The 18,186-nt window shown below is 38.5% G+C and carries 14 protein-coding genes and 1 pseudogene; 1 reads left to right on the top strand and 14 read right to left on the bottom strand.

The window, feature by feature from the left end; translation table 11 throughout:
- Positions 1–19: 19 nt before the first annotated feature.
- From NML75_RS05720 to mecA, 13 genes are all read right to left on the bottom strand, one after another.
- A complete protein-coding gene (locus NML75_RS05720) occupies positions 20–859 on the bottom strand; it encodes a thymidylate synthase (protein ID WP_254733550.1) in 840 nt (279 codons plus the stop codon).
- Between the two features lie 101 nt (positions 860–960).
- Positions 961–1,920: an ROK family glucokinase gene (locus NML75_RS05715; protein ID WP_225750585.1), complete on the bottom strand. Its 960-nt coding sequence runs from the start codon at positions 1,918–1,920 to the stop codon at positions 961–963.
- Positions 1,921–2,025: 105 nt separating this feature from the next.
- Complete coding sequence (locus NML75_RS05710; RefSeq protein ID WP_074324663.1) at positions 2,026–2,856, bottom strand: excalibur calcium-binding domain-containing protein; 831 nt, start codon at positions 2,854–2,856, stop codon at positions 2,026–2,028.
- A gap of 49 nt (positions 2,857–2,905) precedes the next feature.
- Complete coding sequence (locus NML75_RS05705) at positions 2,906–3,523, bottom strand: alpha/beta fold hydrolase (protein ID WP_254733551.1); 618 nt, start codon at positions 3,521–3,523, stop codon at positions 2,906–2,908.
- Positions 3,524–5,245 (bottom strand): aminodeoxychorismate synthase component I, encoded by a 1,722-nt coding sequence (gene pabB, locus NML75_RS05700; RefSeq protein WP_254733552.1) that lies wholly within the window; start codon positions 5,243–5,245, stop codon positions 3,524–3,526. It lies immediately after the preceding gene.
- 137 nt (positions 5,246–5,382) lie between these two features.
- The gene (locus NML75_RS05695; protein ID WP_004252288.1) at positions 5,383–5,586 is read right to left on the bottom strand and encodes a helix-turn-helix domain-containing protein; all 204 of its coding nucleotides are present in this window, start codon (positions 5,584–5,586) and stop codon (positions 5,383–5,385) included.
- A 17-nt stretch (positions 5,587–5,603) separates the two neighbouring features.
- On the bottom strand, positions 5,604–6,080 hold the full coding sequence (locus tag NML75_RS05690; protein ID WP_223333387.1) for a DUF2975 domain-containing protein: 477 nt from the start codon (positions 6,078–6,080) through the stop codon (positions 5,604–5,606).
- 67 nt (positions 6,081–6,147) lie between these two features.
- Positions 6,148–6,639 carry a hypothetical protein gene (locus tag NML75_RS05685; protein ID WP_254733553.1) on the bottom strand — a complete coding sequence of 164 codons (492 nt, stop codon included), beginning with the start codon at positions 6,637–6,639 and terminating at the stop codon, positions 6,148–6,150.
- A 277-nt stretch (positions 6,640–6,916) separates the two neighbouring features.
- Positions 6,917–8,032: a peptide-methionine (R)-S-oxide reductase MsrB gene (gene msrB / locus NML75_RS05680; protein WP_254733554.1), complete on the bottom strand. Its 1,116-nt coding sequence runs from the start codon at positions 8,030–8,032 to the stop codon at positions 6,917–6,919.
- A 9-nt stretch (positions 8,033–8,041) separates the two neighbouring features.
- A complete protein-coding gene (locus NML75_RS05675; RefSeq protein ID WP_254733555.1) occupies positions 8,042–8,602 on the bottom strand; it encodes a TlpA family protein disulfide reductase in 561 nt (186 codons plus the stop codon).
- Positions 8,603–8,760: 158 nt separating this feature from the next.
- The gene (locus NML75_RS05670) at positions 8,761–14,574 is read right to left on the bottom strand and encodes a ZmpA/ZmpB/ZmpC family metallo-endopeptidase (RefSeq protein ID WP_254733556.1); all 5,814 of its coding nucleotides are present in this window, start codon (positions 14,572–14,574) and stop codon (positions 8,761–8,763) included.
- A 1-nt stretch (position 14,575) separates the two neighbouring features.
- Positions 14,576–15,139 carry a TIGR01440 family protein gene (locus NML75_RS05665; protein WP_004252274.1) on the bottom strand — a complete coding sequence of 188 codons (564 nt, stop codon included), beginning with the start codon at positions 15,137–15,139 and terminating at the stop codon, positions 14,576–14,578.
- Positions 15,140–15,333: 194 nt separating this feature from the next.
- The gene (mecA, locus tag NML75_RS05660) at positions 15,334–16,071 is read right to left on the bottom strand and encodes an adaptor protein MecA (protein ID WP_004252273.1); all 738 of its coding nucleotides are present in this window, start codon (positions 16,069–16,071) and stop codon (positions 15,334–15,336) included.
- A gap of 124 nt (positions 16,072–16,195) precedes the next feature.
- Here mecA and NML75_RS05655 point away from each other — a divergent pair, with 124 nt between their 5' ends.
- The gene (locus NML75_RS05655) at positions 16,196–17,674 is read left to right on the top strand and encodes an oligosaccharide flippase family protein (protein ID WP_225750592.1); all 1,479 of its coding nucleotides are present in this window, start codon (positions 16,196–16,198) and stop codon (positions 17,672–17,674) included.
- 116 nt (positions 17,675–17,790) lie between these two features.
- On the opposite strand, the pseudogene NML75_RS05650 reads toward NML75_RS05655, so the two are convergent.
- A pseudogene (locus tag NML75_RS05650) lies at positions 17,791–18,186 on the bottom strand (MBL fold metallo-hydrolase); the annotation flags it as partial.

Raw genomic sequence — 18,186 nt, 5'->3', positions numbered from 1 at the left:
CCAACTTCTTTTGTTGTTCTTAAATAGCCAAATCAAATTTCAATTGCGGTTTCACTGGATCATAGTCAACCAACTCAAAATCTTCTGCTTTAATATCAAAGAAGTTGGTCTTGTCTGGTACATTCAAGACCAAACGTGGTTGGCAATTTGAAGGTTCACGACGGAGCAATTCCTGAGCTTGTTCAAATTGATTGTCATAGATATGAAGGTTATTGATAAAATAGAAGAATTTTCCAACTTTCCAACCAAAGTGGTTGGCAATCATCATTTGAAGAGCTACATACTGCATGGCATTGATGTGATGAGCAACCAGCATATCGTTAGAACGCTGGGTCAAGGTTGCATCCAGGTAAATTTCCCCATCTACTCGACGGACATCAAACATGGTCTGGAAGGCACACGGAAGAAGGCCATCTGTTTCTTCGAAGGCTTGGTAGTCCCAGAGAGAGATGATATTACGACGGTTCCAAGGATTAGCTTCCAACTGTTTGAGAATCTTGTTAATGATGTCATGCTTCTTAACAACAGCCCCGTAACGCTCACCGATTGTCCCTGTATCTCCTACTTCCCAGTCATTCCAGTAGTGAACATTGTACTTATCATTGAGAACTTCCAGGCTATTTGATTGATCTTGGTAAATCCAGAGCACTTCTTTAATGGCTGATTTGATAGCAATTGGACGCAAGGTTGTAATTGGAAATTCACCCTTAGACAAATCATACTCTGCAAAAGCACCTGTAATGTACTTGGAGTTGGCAACTGTTCCATCCTTATACTTGGGACGAGCTTGTTCTGAAAAGACTCCTTCATTGAGAATTCGCTCAATATTTTCTTTAAAAATCTTATCTGCTTTTGTCATTTACTCTCTCCTCAACGTTTATTCTTAACTAGTATAGCATAAAAAAAGAAAGGAGGAAAATCACTCGCTTCAAGATAGTGATTTTCTCCTTCTTTTGTTTCTTATTGCAAGACAAGAGATGCTGCTCCGATAACTCCAGCGTCATTTCCTAGAGTCGCAAGAGCTAATTTCGTTGTTGTACGAACTTGTGGGAAGGTATTTTCATCATAAACCTTTTGCACACCTTGGAGAAGGAATTCCCCAGCAGCTGAAACTCCACCACCGATAACGATTGTTGATGGATTTAGGATAGAACCGATGTTGGCACATGCAATACCCAAGTAACGTGAGAAGTTACGGTAAACGATCAAAGCGAGGTCGTCCCCTTCTTTTGCCAAATCAAAGACGGTTTTAGCAGTTACTTCTTCTCCGTCATCAATCAAGCGTTTTAAGGCTGCATCACCTTCATACTCATCTGCATAACGACGAGTCAAGTTGACAATACCTGTTGCTGAAGCTACTGTCTCAAGACAGCCTTTTTTACCACAAGTACATGGGATTGGTTGGTCAAAGTCAACAGTGATGTGTCCAAGTTCACCTGCAGCACCTGCAACACCGTGGAGCAATTTGCCTTCTGCCACGATACCGCCACCAACACCTGTACCCAGAGTCATAAAGACAACGTCTGGTTGGTTTTCACCGGCCCCCATCCAACGCTCACCAAGAGCAGCTACGTTAGCGTCATTGTCAATAAAGAATGGAATACCCAAGGCTTTTTCCATCTTTTCTTTGATTGGTTGAAGAGTTTTCCAGTTGAGGTTGTAGGCTCCGATAACAGTTCCATTTTCACGATCAACCACACCAGGTGAACCCATACCAATCCCTTGGAAATCCGTAGCTGACAATCCAAGCAAGTTCAAACGATGTTGAATTGATTCAATCATATCGTCTACGATATGGCTTCCTTCATCCAAAATGTTAGTCTTAATAGACCATTTTTCTTGGATTTCTCCTTCTTGAGTTAAAATTGCAAACTTGACAGAAGTTCCACCAAGGTCAATCCCAATAATCTTTTGACTCATCTTTTTCTCCTTTATATTTATTAATGGAAATGCTTACAGACATAGTATAACAAAATCGTTAGATTTGTGCAAAGCTTTGCATTACCTTTCCAGATTATTTCTACTCTATGGTTTCCACAAACCAGAAGCATCTACATAATAGCGTCCACCATCCACTCGCTCATTCTTAGCCATTTTACCATCCGATTTCAAATAGTAATTTCCTTGCCATGCATTGCGAGCATAAGATCCATCTGATTTCAAGTAATACCAGGCTTGGTAAGAAGAATCATAGACCCACTCACTCTGAGCCATTTTCCCATTTGACTTGAGGTAATATGAACCTTGCCAAGTATTATGCGCATAAGCTCCATCTGATTTGAGGTAATACCAAGCTTTGTAGTAAGAATCATAAATCCATTCACCCTGAGCCATCTTACCATCTGATTTGAGATAGTAACTTCCCTGCCAAGCATTACGTGCATAAGATCCATCTGATTTAAGGTAATACCAGGCTTGGTAATAGTTATCGTATACCCACTCATTCTCAGCCATTCTTCCATCTGACTTGAGATAGTAAGCACCCTGCCAAGTATTTGTTACTGTTTTCCCATTTTCAGAAAAATAGTACCAAGACCCATTTTGACGAACCCAGCCACTTTCAGCTGCTACACTTGGGGTAGGTGCTACATTGGTGTTAGTTTGAGATGTACTCGACTTTTTCTCTTTTAAAACACCCTTAGGCGCATTCTTTGATTCACAGGCAATCCCATCATGATCTTTATCTAGAGTAGCAGAATACCCTGGTTCTCCCTTATGAATATCTGCATAACCATTCTCCCAAGCTTCCTTACAGCTTGAAAAATGGATACTTTCATCTGCCACAACTGGATGTAAAAACAAAGCTAGAGCAGGTAAAGAAGCTAGACCAAGTTTTAATAAATGACGTTTGTTCATGATTTCCTCCAAAAATTATAATATTAATCTCGATATTATTTTATCAAACTTATTTCAGCAATTCAAGAAAACTTCTAGTTATTTCTGCAAACTCTTTTGGTTTGGCCCTATTCAAGATATGAGGGCCCTCAGGGATAATCTGGAACTGGGAATTTGGCATCAGTTCTTGAATAGCTTTCATTGAACTGAGATTAGGCTTATCCTGACTACCACAAATTAACAAGCTTGGATAGGGACAATTCCTTGCAATCTCTCTTAAATCAAGTGTCTTTAATTCCTCAGAAACTCCAACCATAAGAGCCTTATCTGCTCCCTGTTTCTCAAATATCCTTTTGGGAAGCAATTTAAATATCAGCAACTGAATATAAAAAGGAATGTTACCCGCTAGTTTCAGTGGACAGCCTGACAAAACCAAGGCCTGAAGATTTGATATATCAGAACTTGAAAGCTCCAATGCAAGTGCAGCCCCTAAGGACAAACCGATTAAGACAAAAGGTTCTGTCTCCTCTGACAAGTGCTGATAAATGTGCTCCTTAGCTTCTTGGTAGGTAGCAACTCCGGAAGGGAATAACTCTAGGGCTTCAGAGGGATAATCTGCGAGAAAATCCTGAACTTCTTTCCAACTATATGCTGACTGTCCTAAACCGTGTAAAAATATTAGTTTCATTTAGTCCTCCTTTACTGACAACTCATACAAGCCTCTCACTGCATTACAGCCATAGATGACTTCTGCTTGCTTCAAATCTTCTATGGTTAAGACCCTCTCTTCCAGCTGCCCGATTTCAAGTAAATGCTGGCGATAAATTCCTGGTAAAAGACCTAGCTGACTAGGAGGTGTATAGAGCTTGCCATCCATTTTTAAGACCAGATTCCCAATAGAGGTTTCAAGTAATTTTCCATCAGCAGTGTGATAGATGATTTCCTGCTCTCCCACTGTCAAATGTGGTCGGTGTGTCGTCTTAAAGTAGGTAAAGGCCTGCTCCAAATCAGCTGCTTTCTGACAAAGCTTGGCCTGACAAAAACTAGAGCTAAGCGGTGTCAATACTTGTCGTTCAATTTCAATCTCTCCAGATTTGCTGAGACTGATTCGTATCCGATAATCTTGATGGACGCCACAAGACTGGTACTCCTTCTCTATTTTTTGTTTCAAAACTTCTTGGTCAAATGGAAAGGCAAAATAACGACTAGCCTTTTTCAATCTTTCTAGATGTTGCTTTTCAAAGAGCAATTTTTTCTGGCTGATTTTCCCTGTCGTAATCAATTGAAAACGAGGTTGTTTTCGGTAAAGAACAGCTGCCTTTTGATGGACTTCACGGTATTCTGACTCCCAAGTACTATCCCAAGTGATGCCACCTCCGACACCATAGATAGCTTGCCCTCCATGCAGTTGAATAGTTCGAATAGCTACATTGAAAATCCGTCGTCCATTGGGAAGTAGGAGGCCAACAGTTCCACAGTAAACTCCTCTAGCTTGCGGTTCCAAGTTTTTGATAATTTCCATGGTCGCTATCTTGGGAGCTCCTGTGATGGAGCCACATGGAAAGAGTGAACGGAAGATTTCTACTAGATCAACATCCGGTCGTAACTGACTCTTGATAGTCGAAGTCATCTGCCAAACTGTAGAATACTGCTCTACTTGGCATAAACGCTCCACATGCTCACTACCAACCTCAGAAATACGATTCATGTCATTTCGCAAGAGGTCCACTATCATCATGTTTTCTGAACGATTTTTGGGATCCTGTTCCAGCCAAGTGGCCTCTTTCAAGTCTTCATCGTCAGTCAGACCACGTTTAGTAGTCCCCTTCATAGGACGAGTGGTCAACTCACGACCATTTTGCTCAAAAAAGAGTTCAGGGCTCATGGAAATCACTGCCATATCATCGTGCTCTACGTAGGCATTATATCCCGCTTCCTGCTCCACCACCATACGATTGTAGATAGCAAAAGGATTGGCACTTAAATTCTGTTTGAGTTGGACCGTATAATTGACCTGATAAGTATCGCCTTGTCGTAAATGATGGTGAATTTGGGCAATAGCCTTTTCGTAGTCCTCAGCAGATGTTACTTCCTGCCAATTTGATGGCAAATCCACCTCCTCATAAGTCAGAGGGATACTGGATTTTTCTACACTATCATGAATAGTGAAATAGAGGAGATACTCTCTTAACAAGGGACCCTCGTGAACCGCTAACTTCTCCTCAAAAGCTGGCGCAGCCTCATAGCTGACATAACCAACTACATAATAGCCCTGCTCTTGGTAGCTTTCCACTTGTGCCAGCAAGTCTGCTACTTTTGCTAAATCTCTGGTTTTTAACTCTTTGATAGGCTGGGTAAAGGTATATCTCTCGCCCAAAGCCCTAAAATCAATCACTGTTTTTCTATGCATATCCTAAGTATACCATAAATAAGAAGGTCCCTAGAATTTATCTAGTCAGTATTTTTTATCAGATTATCAGGAAATGTTTTAGAATTCTTTATATAATTTAACAAAATAAAAAGGTTCAGCTTATGCTGAACCACTTTTTAATCTGGCACATATTCCAATATATCACCAGGTTGGCAACCAAGTTCTTTACAAATGGCTTCTAGTGTTGAAAAACGTATAGCCTTAGCCTTACCTGTTTTCAGTATTGAAAGATTTGCGGGAGTAATACCTACACGTTCTGCTAAATCTCCTGAACGCATTTTTTTCTTTGCTAATTCGACATCTAGATTAATAACAATCATGTGATATTCTCCTTTCTCTAAATTGTAAACTCATTTTCTTCTGCAATTTCGTTTGCTTTTTCAAGGACTTTACCAATTGTCCAAACAACGAGAGCAGTAACCATGAAAGTTATATTTAGAAATGAATAACCATTGAGTGTCAAAATACCATCTCCTAGAAATGAGGCAATAAAGAGGGAAATAGAGATACGATTAGCAAGTTTGACATTATAACTTGTAAAAATCTGTTCATGAATAATATTTTGGAAGAACTGTCTAACACAAAATAGTACAAACAGAATGATAAAGCTATTGATAAAGGACAAAGCACTCACTAGAATTGAAGTATTCACCATATCAGGTTTTAAGGAAATAGTCCCAAGGTTAAATAGGTTAATCTCAGTTACATTGAAAACTGTTAAAAGGATGGATATAACCAAAGACACTCCCAAGATAAAAAGTAGGATATTAATAAAACCTAAAGCAAATGGTAAGTAGGAATTTTTCTTAGACATTAATTTCAAAACCTCGTTTCTAATCTCTACTATATTATACAATATTAGTAAGTGTTACGTACATGCATTATGCTACTTTATCTGAAAATTGATTTTTGATTGAAGTAAGCACCAAGCTAGCAATAAACAAAAATGCTGCAATCGAGAAGTTAAAAATAATATGAGCTGGGTTAAGAATAAGTTCTGTAATACCTTGGATTGCTCCTACTAGTGTCATTAGAACTGCACCTTTTTTCAAGAATGAAATGGTTGTATCTTCAAAAAGATCGCTTTCCTTAAAGTTCTTAGCAAACTGTTTTAATTTGATAAGGCCATAAGTCAGAAGTGTATTACCGGCAACAAAGGTTAGAACAAAGGCATTAACCCCTCCCCACGCTTCGTAGCCTGACCTTGTTACCTCTCCACCTTCAGGCATTAGTTGGCTGATATCAAATTGACCAAGGAGAAGAACTAATGATGCAATACTAAAGAAACTGAGGGTAAAGATTCCGAAATTAGAGCCTAGTGTAACAAGTGATTTAGCAAAGTTTACGATTTTAGTTGATGTAGTTTTTTTCATGATGATTTCCTCTTTTATAAAGTATTTTTGTTTTAGCAACAAATGAGCTCTTTTTGTTACTACTCGAAAACTTATTATTGTTTATCGATATATCTAGTATAGCATAATTTTTTTGAAATGCAACACTTTTTTATCGTTTTTTGATAATTTTTTTCTTTTATTTAAAAATATCTTTATTTAAGAGCAATTAGGCTTCAAATATTAAAGTCAACACTTCTAAAAAAATCAAATATGAATCCAAAACATTTTTAGTAAACTATTTTTAAGAATATCACGTTCACTCAACATAATCTAACAAATAACCATAACCCTTTTCTTCCATTTGATTCTTTGGAATAAAACGGATAGACAGGCTATTAATACAATAGCGAAGCCCTCCCTTGTCCTGAGGCCCGTCTGTAAAGACATGTCCTAGATGAGAATCACCAGTTCGGCTTCTGACTTCTGTTCTGACCATATTATAAGACTTGTCTTCCTTATAGGTCGCAACATCTGGACTGATAGGCTGGGTAAAACTTGGCCAACCACAACCCGATTCAAATTTATCTTTCGAAGAAAAGAGAGGTTCTCCAGTTGCTACATCTACATAAATGCCTGCTTCAAATTTATCCCAGTAACGATTTGAAAAGGCCCGTTCTGTTTGACTATTTTGAGTCACTGCATATTCCTCAGGAGAGAGGAGTTTTTTCAATTCATCGTCACTCGGTTTTGGATATTTACTCGCATCAATAACAGGATAGGATGCTTGATTGACATTGATATGGCAATATCCATTAGGATTTTTCTGGAGATAGTCTTGGTGGTAGTCCTCAGCTACGATAAAATTTCTTAAGGCTTCCTTTTCAACCGCTAGAGGCTGGTCATACTTCTGAGCAACTTGATCAAAGACTTGATTGATGACTTCTAGGTCCTGCTCATCCTTATAGTAAACTCCCGTTCTGTACTGAGTCCCCACATCATTTCCCTGCTTATTTTTACTAGTTGGATTGATAATGCGGAAATAATGGAGCAAGATCTCTTTTAGAGTAATTTGATTGGCATCGTAGGTCACATGAACAGTCTCAGCATGGCCTGTTTGGCCGATCAATTCATACTGGGTTGTTTCTCCTCTGCCATTCGCATAGCCAGAAACAGCATCTGTCACACCTGCTACTCTTGAAAAATACTCTTCAACTCCCCAGAAACAGCCTCCCGCAAGATAGATTTCATGTAGGTCAGCATCTTTACTTGGCTCAGTTTTTTTCGTGATTTTTTGCCCTTGACTAACTGCTGCCTTCTCAATTTGAGAGGTATCGGTGTAGCTAGCGCTTCTTTTTTCCCAAAGAAATAAAAATCCGATAATAACGCAAATGATGATTCCTATGAATACAATTATTTTTAATTTATCATTCATGATGAGCCTCTAATCTATACTTTTTAAAGTCTTTAAAATAGTTTCTTTGTCCATAAAACCTGGCTGGGTCTTAACTAGTTTGCCTTCTTTATCGATAAAGGCCTGAGTCGGATAAGAACGGACTCCGTAACTTGCTAAGAGTTTTCCCGAAGGGTCTAGAAGGACAGGGAGATTTTTATAGTCCAATCCTTGATACCATTTTTGGAAGGCTTCTTCTGCTTGTTCCCCTTTTTGACCAGGAGAAACCACTGTCAAGATGACATAGTCATCGCCAGCTTCTTTTGCCAGTTCATCGGTATCAGGGAGGCTGGCTAGACAAATAGAGCACCAAGATGCCCAAAATTTGAGATAGACTTTTTTGCCTTTGTAATCTGATAGACGATACGTTTTTCCATCAACTCCAGTGAGCTCAAAGTCTGGAACTTCTTCCCCTTGTTTTGCCATTTGAGAGCTAACTTGCCCTTGTTTGTCTCCACTCTGATTATCAGCCTGGTTTGCTGACTGGTTTTTACAAGCCGATAGACAAAGCAAACTAGCACAGACCAATACAGATGTTTGCCATTTTTTCATCTTCATCACCTTTCTCACTCATCATATGAATATAGATATTGTATTATAGCTCTATTATATACCTAGCATCCTAAAAATACTTGAAATCTGCTTAGAAAATAAGGCATCTTTTCTTGCACAAAAAACTCCCACCTGCTAAGCAGGTGAGAGTCAATTGATTATTTAAAGATAGAAGTTTTAAAGCTATCTGTTTGTTGAAGAAGTTTCTTAAAGAGTTTTTCTTTAAGTGATACGGTGTTGTCAAATTTGACAGAACCATTACTTAGAGTAGCCTTATCTTTATCAACTGCTTCAGCAAATGCTCGTTTCAAGTCTTCATAACTATTGTATGTTTTACCATCAATTTCAATAGACTGAATTCCATTTTTGGCACTTGTTACAACTTCATTGAAGTAAGCTTTCTTCCATTCTTCAAGGTTGTTGAATTTTCCTTCAGAAATCTTGTTAATGATGAAGTCATCACCTAGAGTATCTTTACCAGCTTTTTTAGATTCAGCTTTTAGCATGTTAGAAGCATAGTTCAGGAAGCCTTTTTCGTAGCCATAGTAACCCCAGATTCTGAAAGTATTGTGTTTAAATGACATCGCTCCTGGAGCACCTTCACTTGTATTACCACCATAGATACCAGTCATCATTGGAACATTCACATAAGCAGAATCAAAGTCAGATGGATTATAAACTCTATTACCTGGACCACGGTTGGTCATGAAGTTATTCGTAATTAAGTCATCTACTGTGCGTAAAGGAATAGCTTTTTCCTCATCACTTAAAGGTCGAACCTTGTCGAATTGGTTCTTGGTGTTATTTCCTCGGTATTGCTTATCGACCTTCTTGAACCAAGCATTGTTTAAATCTTGATTTGCTTTATTGAGGACAGCTTCTCCTTCAAGATAATCTAGAAGCATGAGAGTGTCATTATATCCCTTCATGTAACGATCAATTTCGTCACGTGATTTAAGGTCATTTGGATTGGTGTTATACCATTGATTTCCATCGTTTGGACGTTCATAAGCCATGTTGAGACCTAGGGCTTTGTACTCACCATTTGGATTTGATACTGACGGAGTTTGTAACATTCCTTGAGCAAATGCTTCAAGATCCGTTCCTTCACGGTGTCTTGAGCCACCTAGGTATACCATTCGGTCATTGACGTGAGTTGTTTCATGAGTAAAGGCAGATACTCCAAAATCACTAATCATGTCCGTCACCATAAAGAAGACAGAATCATCCTTATATGGATTCGCATAAACGCGAGCCACAGCTCCCATACGCCAATCAGTCGCATGGTAACGGTCTGTAGGTCCATACAATTCACGGATAGGCGCCACATCTTTACCACTGTTTGTATGGCCATAACGATCAGTACTAATGCCTTTATAATTCTGGTTGTCCAGTACAGGTGTTGGAACCATATTATTGCTCTTCAAGAGCTGATTACGTACTTTATCTAGAGATAGACGTGACCAGAAATCTAGGTAATTCTGTTGTCCTTTAGCAACCTTATCAATTTCAGCTTTGAAGGCATTACGCTCTGCTTCAGTGTTCTTACCATACTTTTCAAATGAACTGTAGGCCATGGTATTATATGTTGAAATCAAGAACATATGGGCATCTTTTAAGTTCAAGAGTGGTAAAATCATCTTGCCATGCATATCGTTATTTAAGCCTTCGTAAGCTCTATGTTTCTTATCAGCAAAATCAGGATTTGTTGTTTTTGGTTCCACGATATAGACATTATCTTTAGTTGCTTTTATAAACCAATCATTCAAGTCTGTATCTTTTGTGAAGAGTTCCATGTTATATTTCAGGAAGTCATTTAGGTTGCCAGAAAGAGTATTTTTAGCAACTACTTCACGGAAGGCATCGTGTGTACGAGTCCCTTTGACATAATCTTCTTTTGAACCAATTTCAATCAAACGGTCTAATACACTTACATTCTTACCATAAAAGTCTGGCTTGAACAACATGAGTTGCTTGATATTGAAATCATCAAACTTCACTCCGTAATAACGGTTAAGGTAAGATAGTCCAAGGAGAACCGCTGCCTTGTTATCATCAATTTTCTTGATCAAAGCACGTTTAGCAGCTTCATCTGTGTTTAATTGATGATCCTCATTTTCAACCAACTGTTTCACAAATTTAGTAAGATTATCCTTAACTTCTTTGAAGGTTTCTTCAAGATAAAGGTTCTTAATAGCATTAACTTTATTTGGACCAGTTCTACCAAGGTGCGTGTAGATTGGGTCAGATTGTAATTCCACAGGACTTAATTTTTCAACAATAGCATTGATGAGATCACGACGGTCCTTGTCAACCATATTCGGAGTATAAACAACTTCACCAAGTTCTGCAATACCATACTCTTTCACTTGTTTCACTTTTGAATCTTTAGGTGAAATGGTAAAGATATCTTTTGTCTTATCTGCATAGTGGATCATAATATGATCAGCATCAGCTAATTCCGTCACAAAGGTATTGCCTTTCATAGCAGTTACAGACAATACTTCTTTAGTCAAGAGAGGACTTCCTGCGGCTAATTTATTACCTTGGTCTACAATCCACTCCTTATTATAGAAAGGTTGAAGTTTTGCGATATTACGGTAAGCTAGCTCACGATTCGTATCATAACTATCAATTGCTTTGTACTGATCGTCTTTGTTTAGACTGTTATTAAGCTTGTCTTCAATAGGTTTGCTGCTGGTAAATTTATCAGCAGTGATTCCCATTGCTTCAATTTTCTTCTCGGCCTCAGCCAGTGAGATACTTGGAATTTTACGTGAATTGTTAAAGGATTTTTTACCTTCACTCACGCCATCAACACTATAATTACGTTTGGTTCTTGAATATGTGAAGTAGTCGTCAGCATCAATATCTGAGTGACCAAACACCAGCTCACCTGTTTTGACTTTCATCATAGTGATGTTGTCTTCAATAGTACCTAAGGCCCAGTTAGTACCCAGCAATCCACCAGACTGAACGGCTTCTTTCAGTTCGATAGAACCTTTAGCAACTGAATTTCTTAGGACCCCTTCTGTACCGATCGTGTAGTTATTAGCACCATTTTGAGATGAATAGACTAGTCCTGCAGCTTTTGCTTTATTACCAGTGATCTCAGCATCAACGTATGCTTTCTCAACAACACCCTTCCAGTTTTCACCAAGAATACCAGCTAAATAGCCTCCTCTATTGCCAGCAGCGTGAAGTTTACCGATAAAGGCGACATTACTTACTTTTCCACTACCATCAATTTTATTGATAATACCAGCTACATCATTGTTACCAACAACACTTCCGGTTACTTTGACATTTTCAATAGTTGCATTGTTTTTGATAACACCTGCGATTGGAGCTACTCGATCAACTCCAGGCATATCAATATTGACATTTTCCAATAAGAGATCCTTAACAGAACCACCTTCAATGTTTCCAAACAATGGTCTAGTGATATTATGAATAGCAAATTTATTACCATCAGTACTTCCTAATGAACCTTTAAAGGCATTGGTTACATAAGATTTGCCAGCCGGTGGTACATTATTAGCATTCATATTGCTACCAAGCTTAAAGGTACCAGTAGGATTTGCTTGCATAGCTTTTACAAGTTCATAAAAGTCGTAATACACATCACCTTCATGAGCTTTTGGTTTAGGCAAATAGTGTACATACTCTTCAGTGAAACGATTTTCTGCAGTACGTTGAATCAAATCTGGTGCTTTTGCAGTTACCTTGTATAGTTTATCTCCATCTACAGTAACTTCTTCGATTTTATCAACAGCTAGTTTCGTAACCTTGTTATCGTAAGTCGTAATTTTTAAGTAGTATGGCTTAACATTCGATGGTTTCTCGGACAAGAGACTACTATCGGTCTCATTACCTTGGTCATCCACACTGATTAAGCTTGTTTCCTTAATATTTTTGACTTCAACTTTTTTAAGGTCGATTCTCAATGGTTCTTCCTTAAGAACTTCTTCCTCGTCACCATTACCACGATCATACACCATGGTCGTTGCAAGTGTATAATCCTTGTAATAATCTAAATCAGCTAAAGCTGTCGCAAGATTAGACTCTGAAATAGCAAATGTCTTAATAACTTGATCGCCTTTTTTCAACACTGCTTGAATAGATTTGATAGTCACTCCATCTGGTTTTTTAAGGCTATAAGTTGCATTTGCACTTCGATTCAATTCTTCTGTATCAACTTTAGTTAATGTTAGAGTAGGTTTTTCTAATTCCTTAGTACCTTTTTTGATAATGTGGTCTTGTGCCTGTTCAAGAACTTCTTCTGAAACAGTAGGTGCATCTGCAGTTTTCACACCCTTGATAGTCTTGTAGACTTTAGTAATTTTCTTCTTACCATTCTTACCAACCTGAGCAACTGTTTCAGTTCCCTTGAGTAGACTAGAATCTTGTTCCGTTATCGTTTTAAAAGGAACTTCTTCAACAGAAACTTCTTCGGTTTGGCCTTCAATTGCTTTGGTTCCGCGACTGATTTTTTCAGCTACAGGAGCTTTAACAACTTCCGTACTAGTGGTGATAGCTTCGCCAACTTTCTCCCCATCTACAGTTTTATAGACACGATGTATGAGTTGACTACCAACTTCACCCTTTTGAACAACACTTTCTTCGTCTGTATAGCGATTAGAATCCGATAGGTATTCTGTAGAATATGGAATTGTAACAGTTTCTGTTTCAGTCACAGTTGACTCAGTCACATTGTATTCTGGCAAGCTCGGTTGAATGAGAGGTTCACCTTCGTGTCCTTCTTCTTGAGTGCCCTTAGCTGTTACTTCATCTGTATAGGCTGGGAGTTCCGGTTGGATTAGAGATTCGCCTACATGACCTTCTTCCTGAGTACCCTTGGCTGTTACTTCTCCTGTATAGGCTGGTAATTCCGGTTGGATTAGAGATTCGCCTACATGACCTTCTTCCTGAGTACCCTTGGCTGTTACTTCTCCTGTATAGGCTGGAAGTTCTTCCTGGACAAGAGATTCGCCTACATGACCTTCTTCTTGAGTGCCCTTGGCTGTTACTTCTCCTGTATAGGCTGGTAATTCCGGTTGGATTGGAGATTCGCCTACATGACCTTCTTCTTGAGTACCCTTAGCTGTACTATTCTCTGGTTGGGCTGGAGACTCTGGTTTGACAGGGGATTCACCAATAGGAGCTTCTTCTTGGGTGCTCTCTGTTGTTTCTTCACTTGTATGAACAGGAGGTTCTGGCTGAACGAGAGATTCGCTTCCTTGAGTTTCTCCCTGTGTTGCTGTAGTTGTAGTCTCTTCGCTGTAGGTTGGAAGCTCTGGTTGAACAAGTGATTCGCCTTCACGAGCTTCTTGTGTCACTTTATCTGTAATCAAGTTATTGCCTTGATTATTTTCAGGCATTGAAACCTTCAAATCAGCTTCTTTGAAGTAACCAATGTAGTCATATCCATCAATTTGAATAACTCCGTTGGCTAAATCTTCTTGACTACAAGCAGAAATTGTTTGGTTATAAGATAAAAGAATTTGATTTTCAAAAGCTTGAATAGTCTGAGGAATGAAGTAGCTACCTCCAAGTGCACCAATAAAAAGAATACCTGCTATCTTATTAGGTCGCTTCTTAGAGAACACTAGTACAGCTAATGCAGCTGTCGCAAAGCCAAAACCAACGAGACCTAGCTCTTTACTTCCAGTTTTTGGTAATTCCTGAGAAATAGTGGCTTTCCTTCGGTAAACAAGATAAACAACATCATCTTGTTTTAAATCAGAAGGAAGTTCCTTATGAATAAGGGCCTTTTCAGCTTCTGTTAGCTCTTGCTCTGCTAAATAACGATAGTGTACCTGATTTGGCTCACAAACTTCATTAGCCACTACTGGATCAAGCAAGAGGTTGTTAGCACCGAAAAGTACGGCTCCGATAACAGCAGAACCGACTCCAACAGAGAACTTTCTAATAGAATATTTTATAACCTTTTCAATATGTTTCTTTTCCATTTTACAATTTCCTAATAGCATCTTGTGGGTATTGGGCACGCGCCCCTCCAATAAGCTTGGGACGACTAGCGAGGGCAGTTACGTGGGCTTGACCGATTGATCTCAAAACTGGACGTATCGGTACTTGAACATGTTTGATATGCATCCCAATAGCCGTATCTCCAATATCGAGCCCTGCATCAGCTTTGATAAATTCGACCTCAACTGGGTCTTTCATATAGCGAAAGGCCGCCAATTGCCCTGATCCTCCAGCGTTCAGTGTCGGAAGAACACTAACAATCTCAAGATTGTATTTGATTGCAACCTCTCGTTCTACTACCAAGGCCCGATTAACATGTTCGCACCCTTGAACTGCTAGGTGGATTCCTTTAGCTGATAAGATTTCTAAGATTCTTTTAACAATTAATTCTCCAATTTCTTGACTAGAGGCTTTCCCGATGTGTCCTCCTATCACCTCACTGGAAGATAAGCCCAAAACAAAGAGAGCCCCCTCATGGAGAGAAGCCTTTGCCAACACATCTTCTAGGATTTCCTCTACCTCTTTTTGTAAATGTCCTTGGTCCATACTTTACCTCGCTTATTTCTTTCTATGATATCGTTTTTTCATTATTTTAGCAAGCTAAGTGACGTAATAGAAAGTATTCATCTATAGCACCTCAATTGAGTTTACAAAAATTATCGTATAGTCTAAACCTAATCAAATTCAAATCTAAAACGAAAAAACAGAGAATTCTATTTCTCTGTCTTTTTTCAAATACTTCAAACTTTTTGGAGTCCTTGGACGGCATCGTGATTGATGATGATTTGACCGTATTCTTGGAGAACTGAACGGCTAATATCACTATCATCTGCAAATTCACGCATGCGAGCCAATAACCAAGCTGGATAAATACTTGGATGATCTTCTACATCAACCAAGACTGTTAGATAGTATTGGTCGTTCATTTTGTAAAGTTCTGAAGTCTCCATTTGGTAATCAACTGTTTTCGCAAAAGAAACCAAACTAGTTAAGTCGTCAAAGCGTAGGATGTAGTAGACATAAGGTTCTCTTTTCCCTTCATCCACCTCAGCAATTTCATCAATCGCTGCTTCCTCTTCTTTTTCAACCTGCTCTAGAGATTGAATAGCTTCAATGTCTTCTTTAGTTTTCTCTGCCATGGTCTTTTCCAATGTTTTCAAGAACTCATCTGGAGACATTTTTGCTAGTTCATCCATGTCAGGAAGGTCTGCCAAATCCTCAAAATCCAAATTTTGGTCAATCTTAGACTTGGTTACAAAGACGTCGACCTTATCAGGCTTCGGTGTCACTCGGAAGCTAAGCATACCTGTATCCAAGAAACTATCTGGCATTTCTAACTCATCCAGAATGGCATAGAAAAACTCTTCTGTTTTTTCTTGTGGAACGAGAAAGTCTGCGATTTCCATTCCACGATCCATCAAATCTTCTAAAGACATGGTGATTTTTAGTGTGGTATCACTGATTTGTTTCATTTTCATAGTTCGTAACCTCATACTTTCAGTTCTATCTATTATACAAGATTTAAATGATTTTATCAAAAGAATGGCGTTGGAATGTGATATAATACTAGTATCTATTTTAGAATGTAAGAAAGAAAGTTCCATGAAAAATATAAAAGTTAATGCTTTGGCCAGCTTGCTGGTCAATATTTTAAACATCGTTTTTCCCCTGATTACTAATCCCTATCTAACGCGGATTCTTAGTAAATCAAATTATGGCTACTTTAACACAGCTAACACCTGGGCGAGCTTTGTCATTCCACTAGCTGCCTTTGGGATTTACAATTATGGGATTCGAGCAATTAGTAAAGTAAAGGATGACAAAAATAAGATTAATTATGTCTTTTCTAAGTTGTTCTATATTTCGCTCATTACTTCAGTTGTAACAACAGCTATCTATTTCCTCTTTATTTATTTTGATACTAGTATTGTCAATCTAAAAATTCTTTACTATATCCTTGGAATCCAAGCTCTCTTCCAATTTCTGAATATCGAATGGATGAATGAAGCCTATGAGAATTATTCTTTTATCCTTTATAAAACACTCGTGATTCGTATTGGAATGTTAGTCGCTATCTTCGCTTTCGTTAGGACACCTGATGATATTGTTCCTTATGCTACAATCATGAGTGCAACAACCATTATCAACTATCTACTCAGCTTCCTATGGATTAAACGAGAAGTTTCCTTTGTCAAGATCGAAGTTATTGAACTCATCAAAGCATCTAAGCCTCTTCTAACCATGTTGCTTCTAGCAAATGCCAATATGCTCTACACCTTGCTAGACCGTATGTTCATTACCAAAGGACCTGATGAGAATTACATCTCCTACTACACTATTGCTTCAAGTATTGTTATGCTGATTGCTAGTGTCCTGAGTGGAGCTATCAATGTCAGCATTCCTCGACTTGGTTACTACTTAGGAAAAAAAGATTTTCATTCTTATAAGTATCTGGTCAACCAAGGTGCATCTCTCTTTTTCTTCCTCATGATTCCGACTAGTATCGGAATCATGGTTTTAGGAACCTATGCGACTGTTATTTACTCTTCTGAGAAATATATAGAAGCAGGAATTGTAACAAGCGTCTTTGCCTTTCGAACCATTATCTGGGCTATCGAATTAATCCTTGGAAAGCAAATTATCTTTATCAATGACCATGAAAACCGATTAACAGCTTTCTACTTTATGGGGGGCGGTGTCAATGTCATCCTAAACTCTCTACTCCTTTTCAACAACATCTTTACTCCTGCCTACTACATCGGGACAACGATTATTGCTGAGGCAATTGTGGTTCTACTTGAAATCCGCTTTATTCAGAAGCATAAACTCTTGGATTTGAAAGAAATTTTTGGAACATTAACTCGCTACACAATTGTGTCACTAGGCTTTATTCCAATTTACTATATCTGTAAAATTCTCTTCCAAGTTCATTCATACACAGTGAATATGGCTATGCTCAGCATGGTGGCATCAACAATCGCCGGATGTGCAATCTATTATGCTTTCGCTCTCTTTGTAATTAAGGATAAAACCCTTCACTATGCACTAGATCTAGTTCGTGCAAAAATCAAACGAAGTTAACAAAACACCTATAAAGCTTAAGCTTTATAGGTGTTTTTATTGTAGAAAAAATTAATTAAAAATCAGTTAGAAACTTAATTCTATTCTTGGCTCGCTTGTGTTTTAGGTTCAGTAGACTAATTTTTTTCCTCAGATGTAACAGATAAGCTTTCTGTTTGTTGAGTTCTCTCAACTTCTGTTGTTTCGAAAATGTGCCCCTGACTTTTTGCCACAGTTTGTTCCTGAGTTGTTTCCTCGGTTGTAACAGTCGTCCAAATTCCATCTGCATTGAGCTTGTACCCGTCAGGACTTGTTCCATTTCTTAGGAGAGAACCATTTGTTTGGAAATAGTACCAGTTACCATTCAGTTGTTTCCAACCAGTTTCCATGGCACCACTTGCATTGAGGTAATAGCGTGCCCCATTTATCTCTTGAAGGCCTGTTTGCATGATACCATCCTTATCTAGATAGTACCAAAGTCCATTTTCTTTGAGCCAACCTGTCTTCATCGCTCCACTATTTGTAAAGAATCT

It is taken from the genome of Streptococcus sp. CF4-3 (genome assembly GCF_024295385.1).
GTDB lineage: Bacteria > Bacillota > Bacilli > Lactobacillales > Streptococcaceae > Streptococcus > Streptococcus infantis_I.
This window is presented reverse-complemented; position numbering and strand designations above follow the sequence as displayed.

Coding starts and splice junctions, on each gene's coding strand:
- NML75_RS05675 (WP_254733555.1), bottom strand. CDS start 8,602: ATGAAAAAATGGCAAACATCTGTATTGGTCTGTGCTAGTTTGCTTTGT.
- NML75_RS05695 (WP_004252288.1), bottom strand. CDS start 5,586: ATGATTGTTATTAATCTAGATGTCGAATTAGCAAAGAAAAAAATGCGT.
- pabB (WP_254733552.1), bottom strand. CDS start 5,245: ATGCATAGAAAAACAGTGATTGATTTTAGGGCTTTGGGCGAGAGATAT.
- NML75_RS05720 (WP_254733550.1), bottom strand. CDS start 859: ATGACAAAAGCAGATAAGATTTTTAAAGAAAATATTGAGCGAATTCTC.
- msrB (WP_254733554.1), bottom strand. CDS start 8,032: ATGAATGATAAATTAAAAATAATTGTATTCATAGGAATCATCATTTGC.
- NML75_RS05670 (WP_254733556.1), bottom strand. CDS start 14,574: ATGGAAAAGAAACATATTGAAAAGGTTATAAAATATTCTATTAGAAAG.
- NML75_RS05665 (WP_004252274.1), bottom strand. CDS start 15,139: ATGGACCAAGGACATTTACAAAAAGAGGTAGAGGAAATCCTAGAAGAT.
- NML75_RS05655 (WP_225750592.1), top strand. CDS start 16,196: ATGAAAAATATAAAAGTTAATGCTTTGGCCAGCTTGCTGGTCAATATT.
- mecA (WP_004252273.1), bottom strand. CDS start 16,071: ATGAAAATGAAACAAATCAGTGATACCACACTAAAAATCACCATGTCT.
- NML75_RS05715 (WP_225750585.1), bottom strand. CDS start 1,920: ATGAGTCAAAAGATTATTGGGATTGACCTTGGTGGAACTTCTGTCAAG.
- NML75_RS05705 (WP_254733551.1), bottom strand. CDS start 3,523: ATGAAACTAATATTTTTACACGGTTTAGGACAGTCAGCATATAGTTGG.
- NML75_RS05690 (WP_223333387.1), bottom strand. CDS start 6,080: ATGTCTAAGAAAAATTCCTACTTACCATTTGCTTTAGGTTTTATTAAT.
- NML75_RS05710 (WP_074324663.1), bottom strand. CDS start 2,856: ATGAACAAACGTCATTTATTAAAACTTGGTCTAGCTTCTTTACCTGCT.
- NML75_RS05685 (WP_254733553.1), bottom strand. CDS start 6,639: ATGAAAAAAACTACATCAACTAAAATCGTAAACTTTGCTAAATCACTT.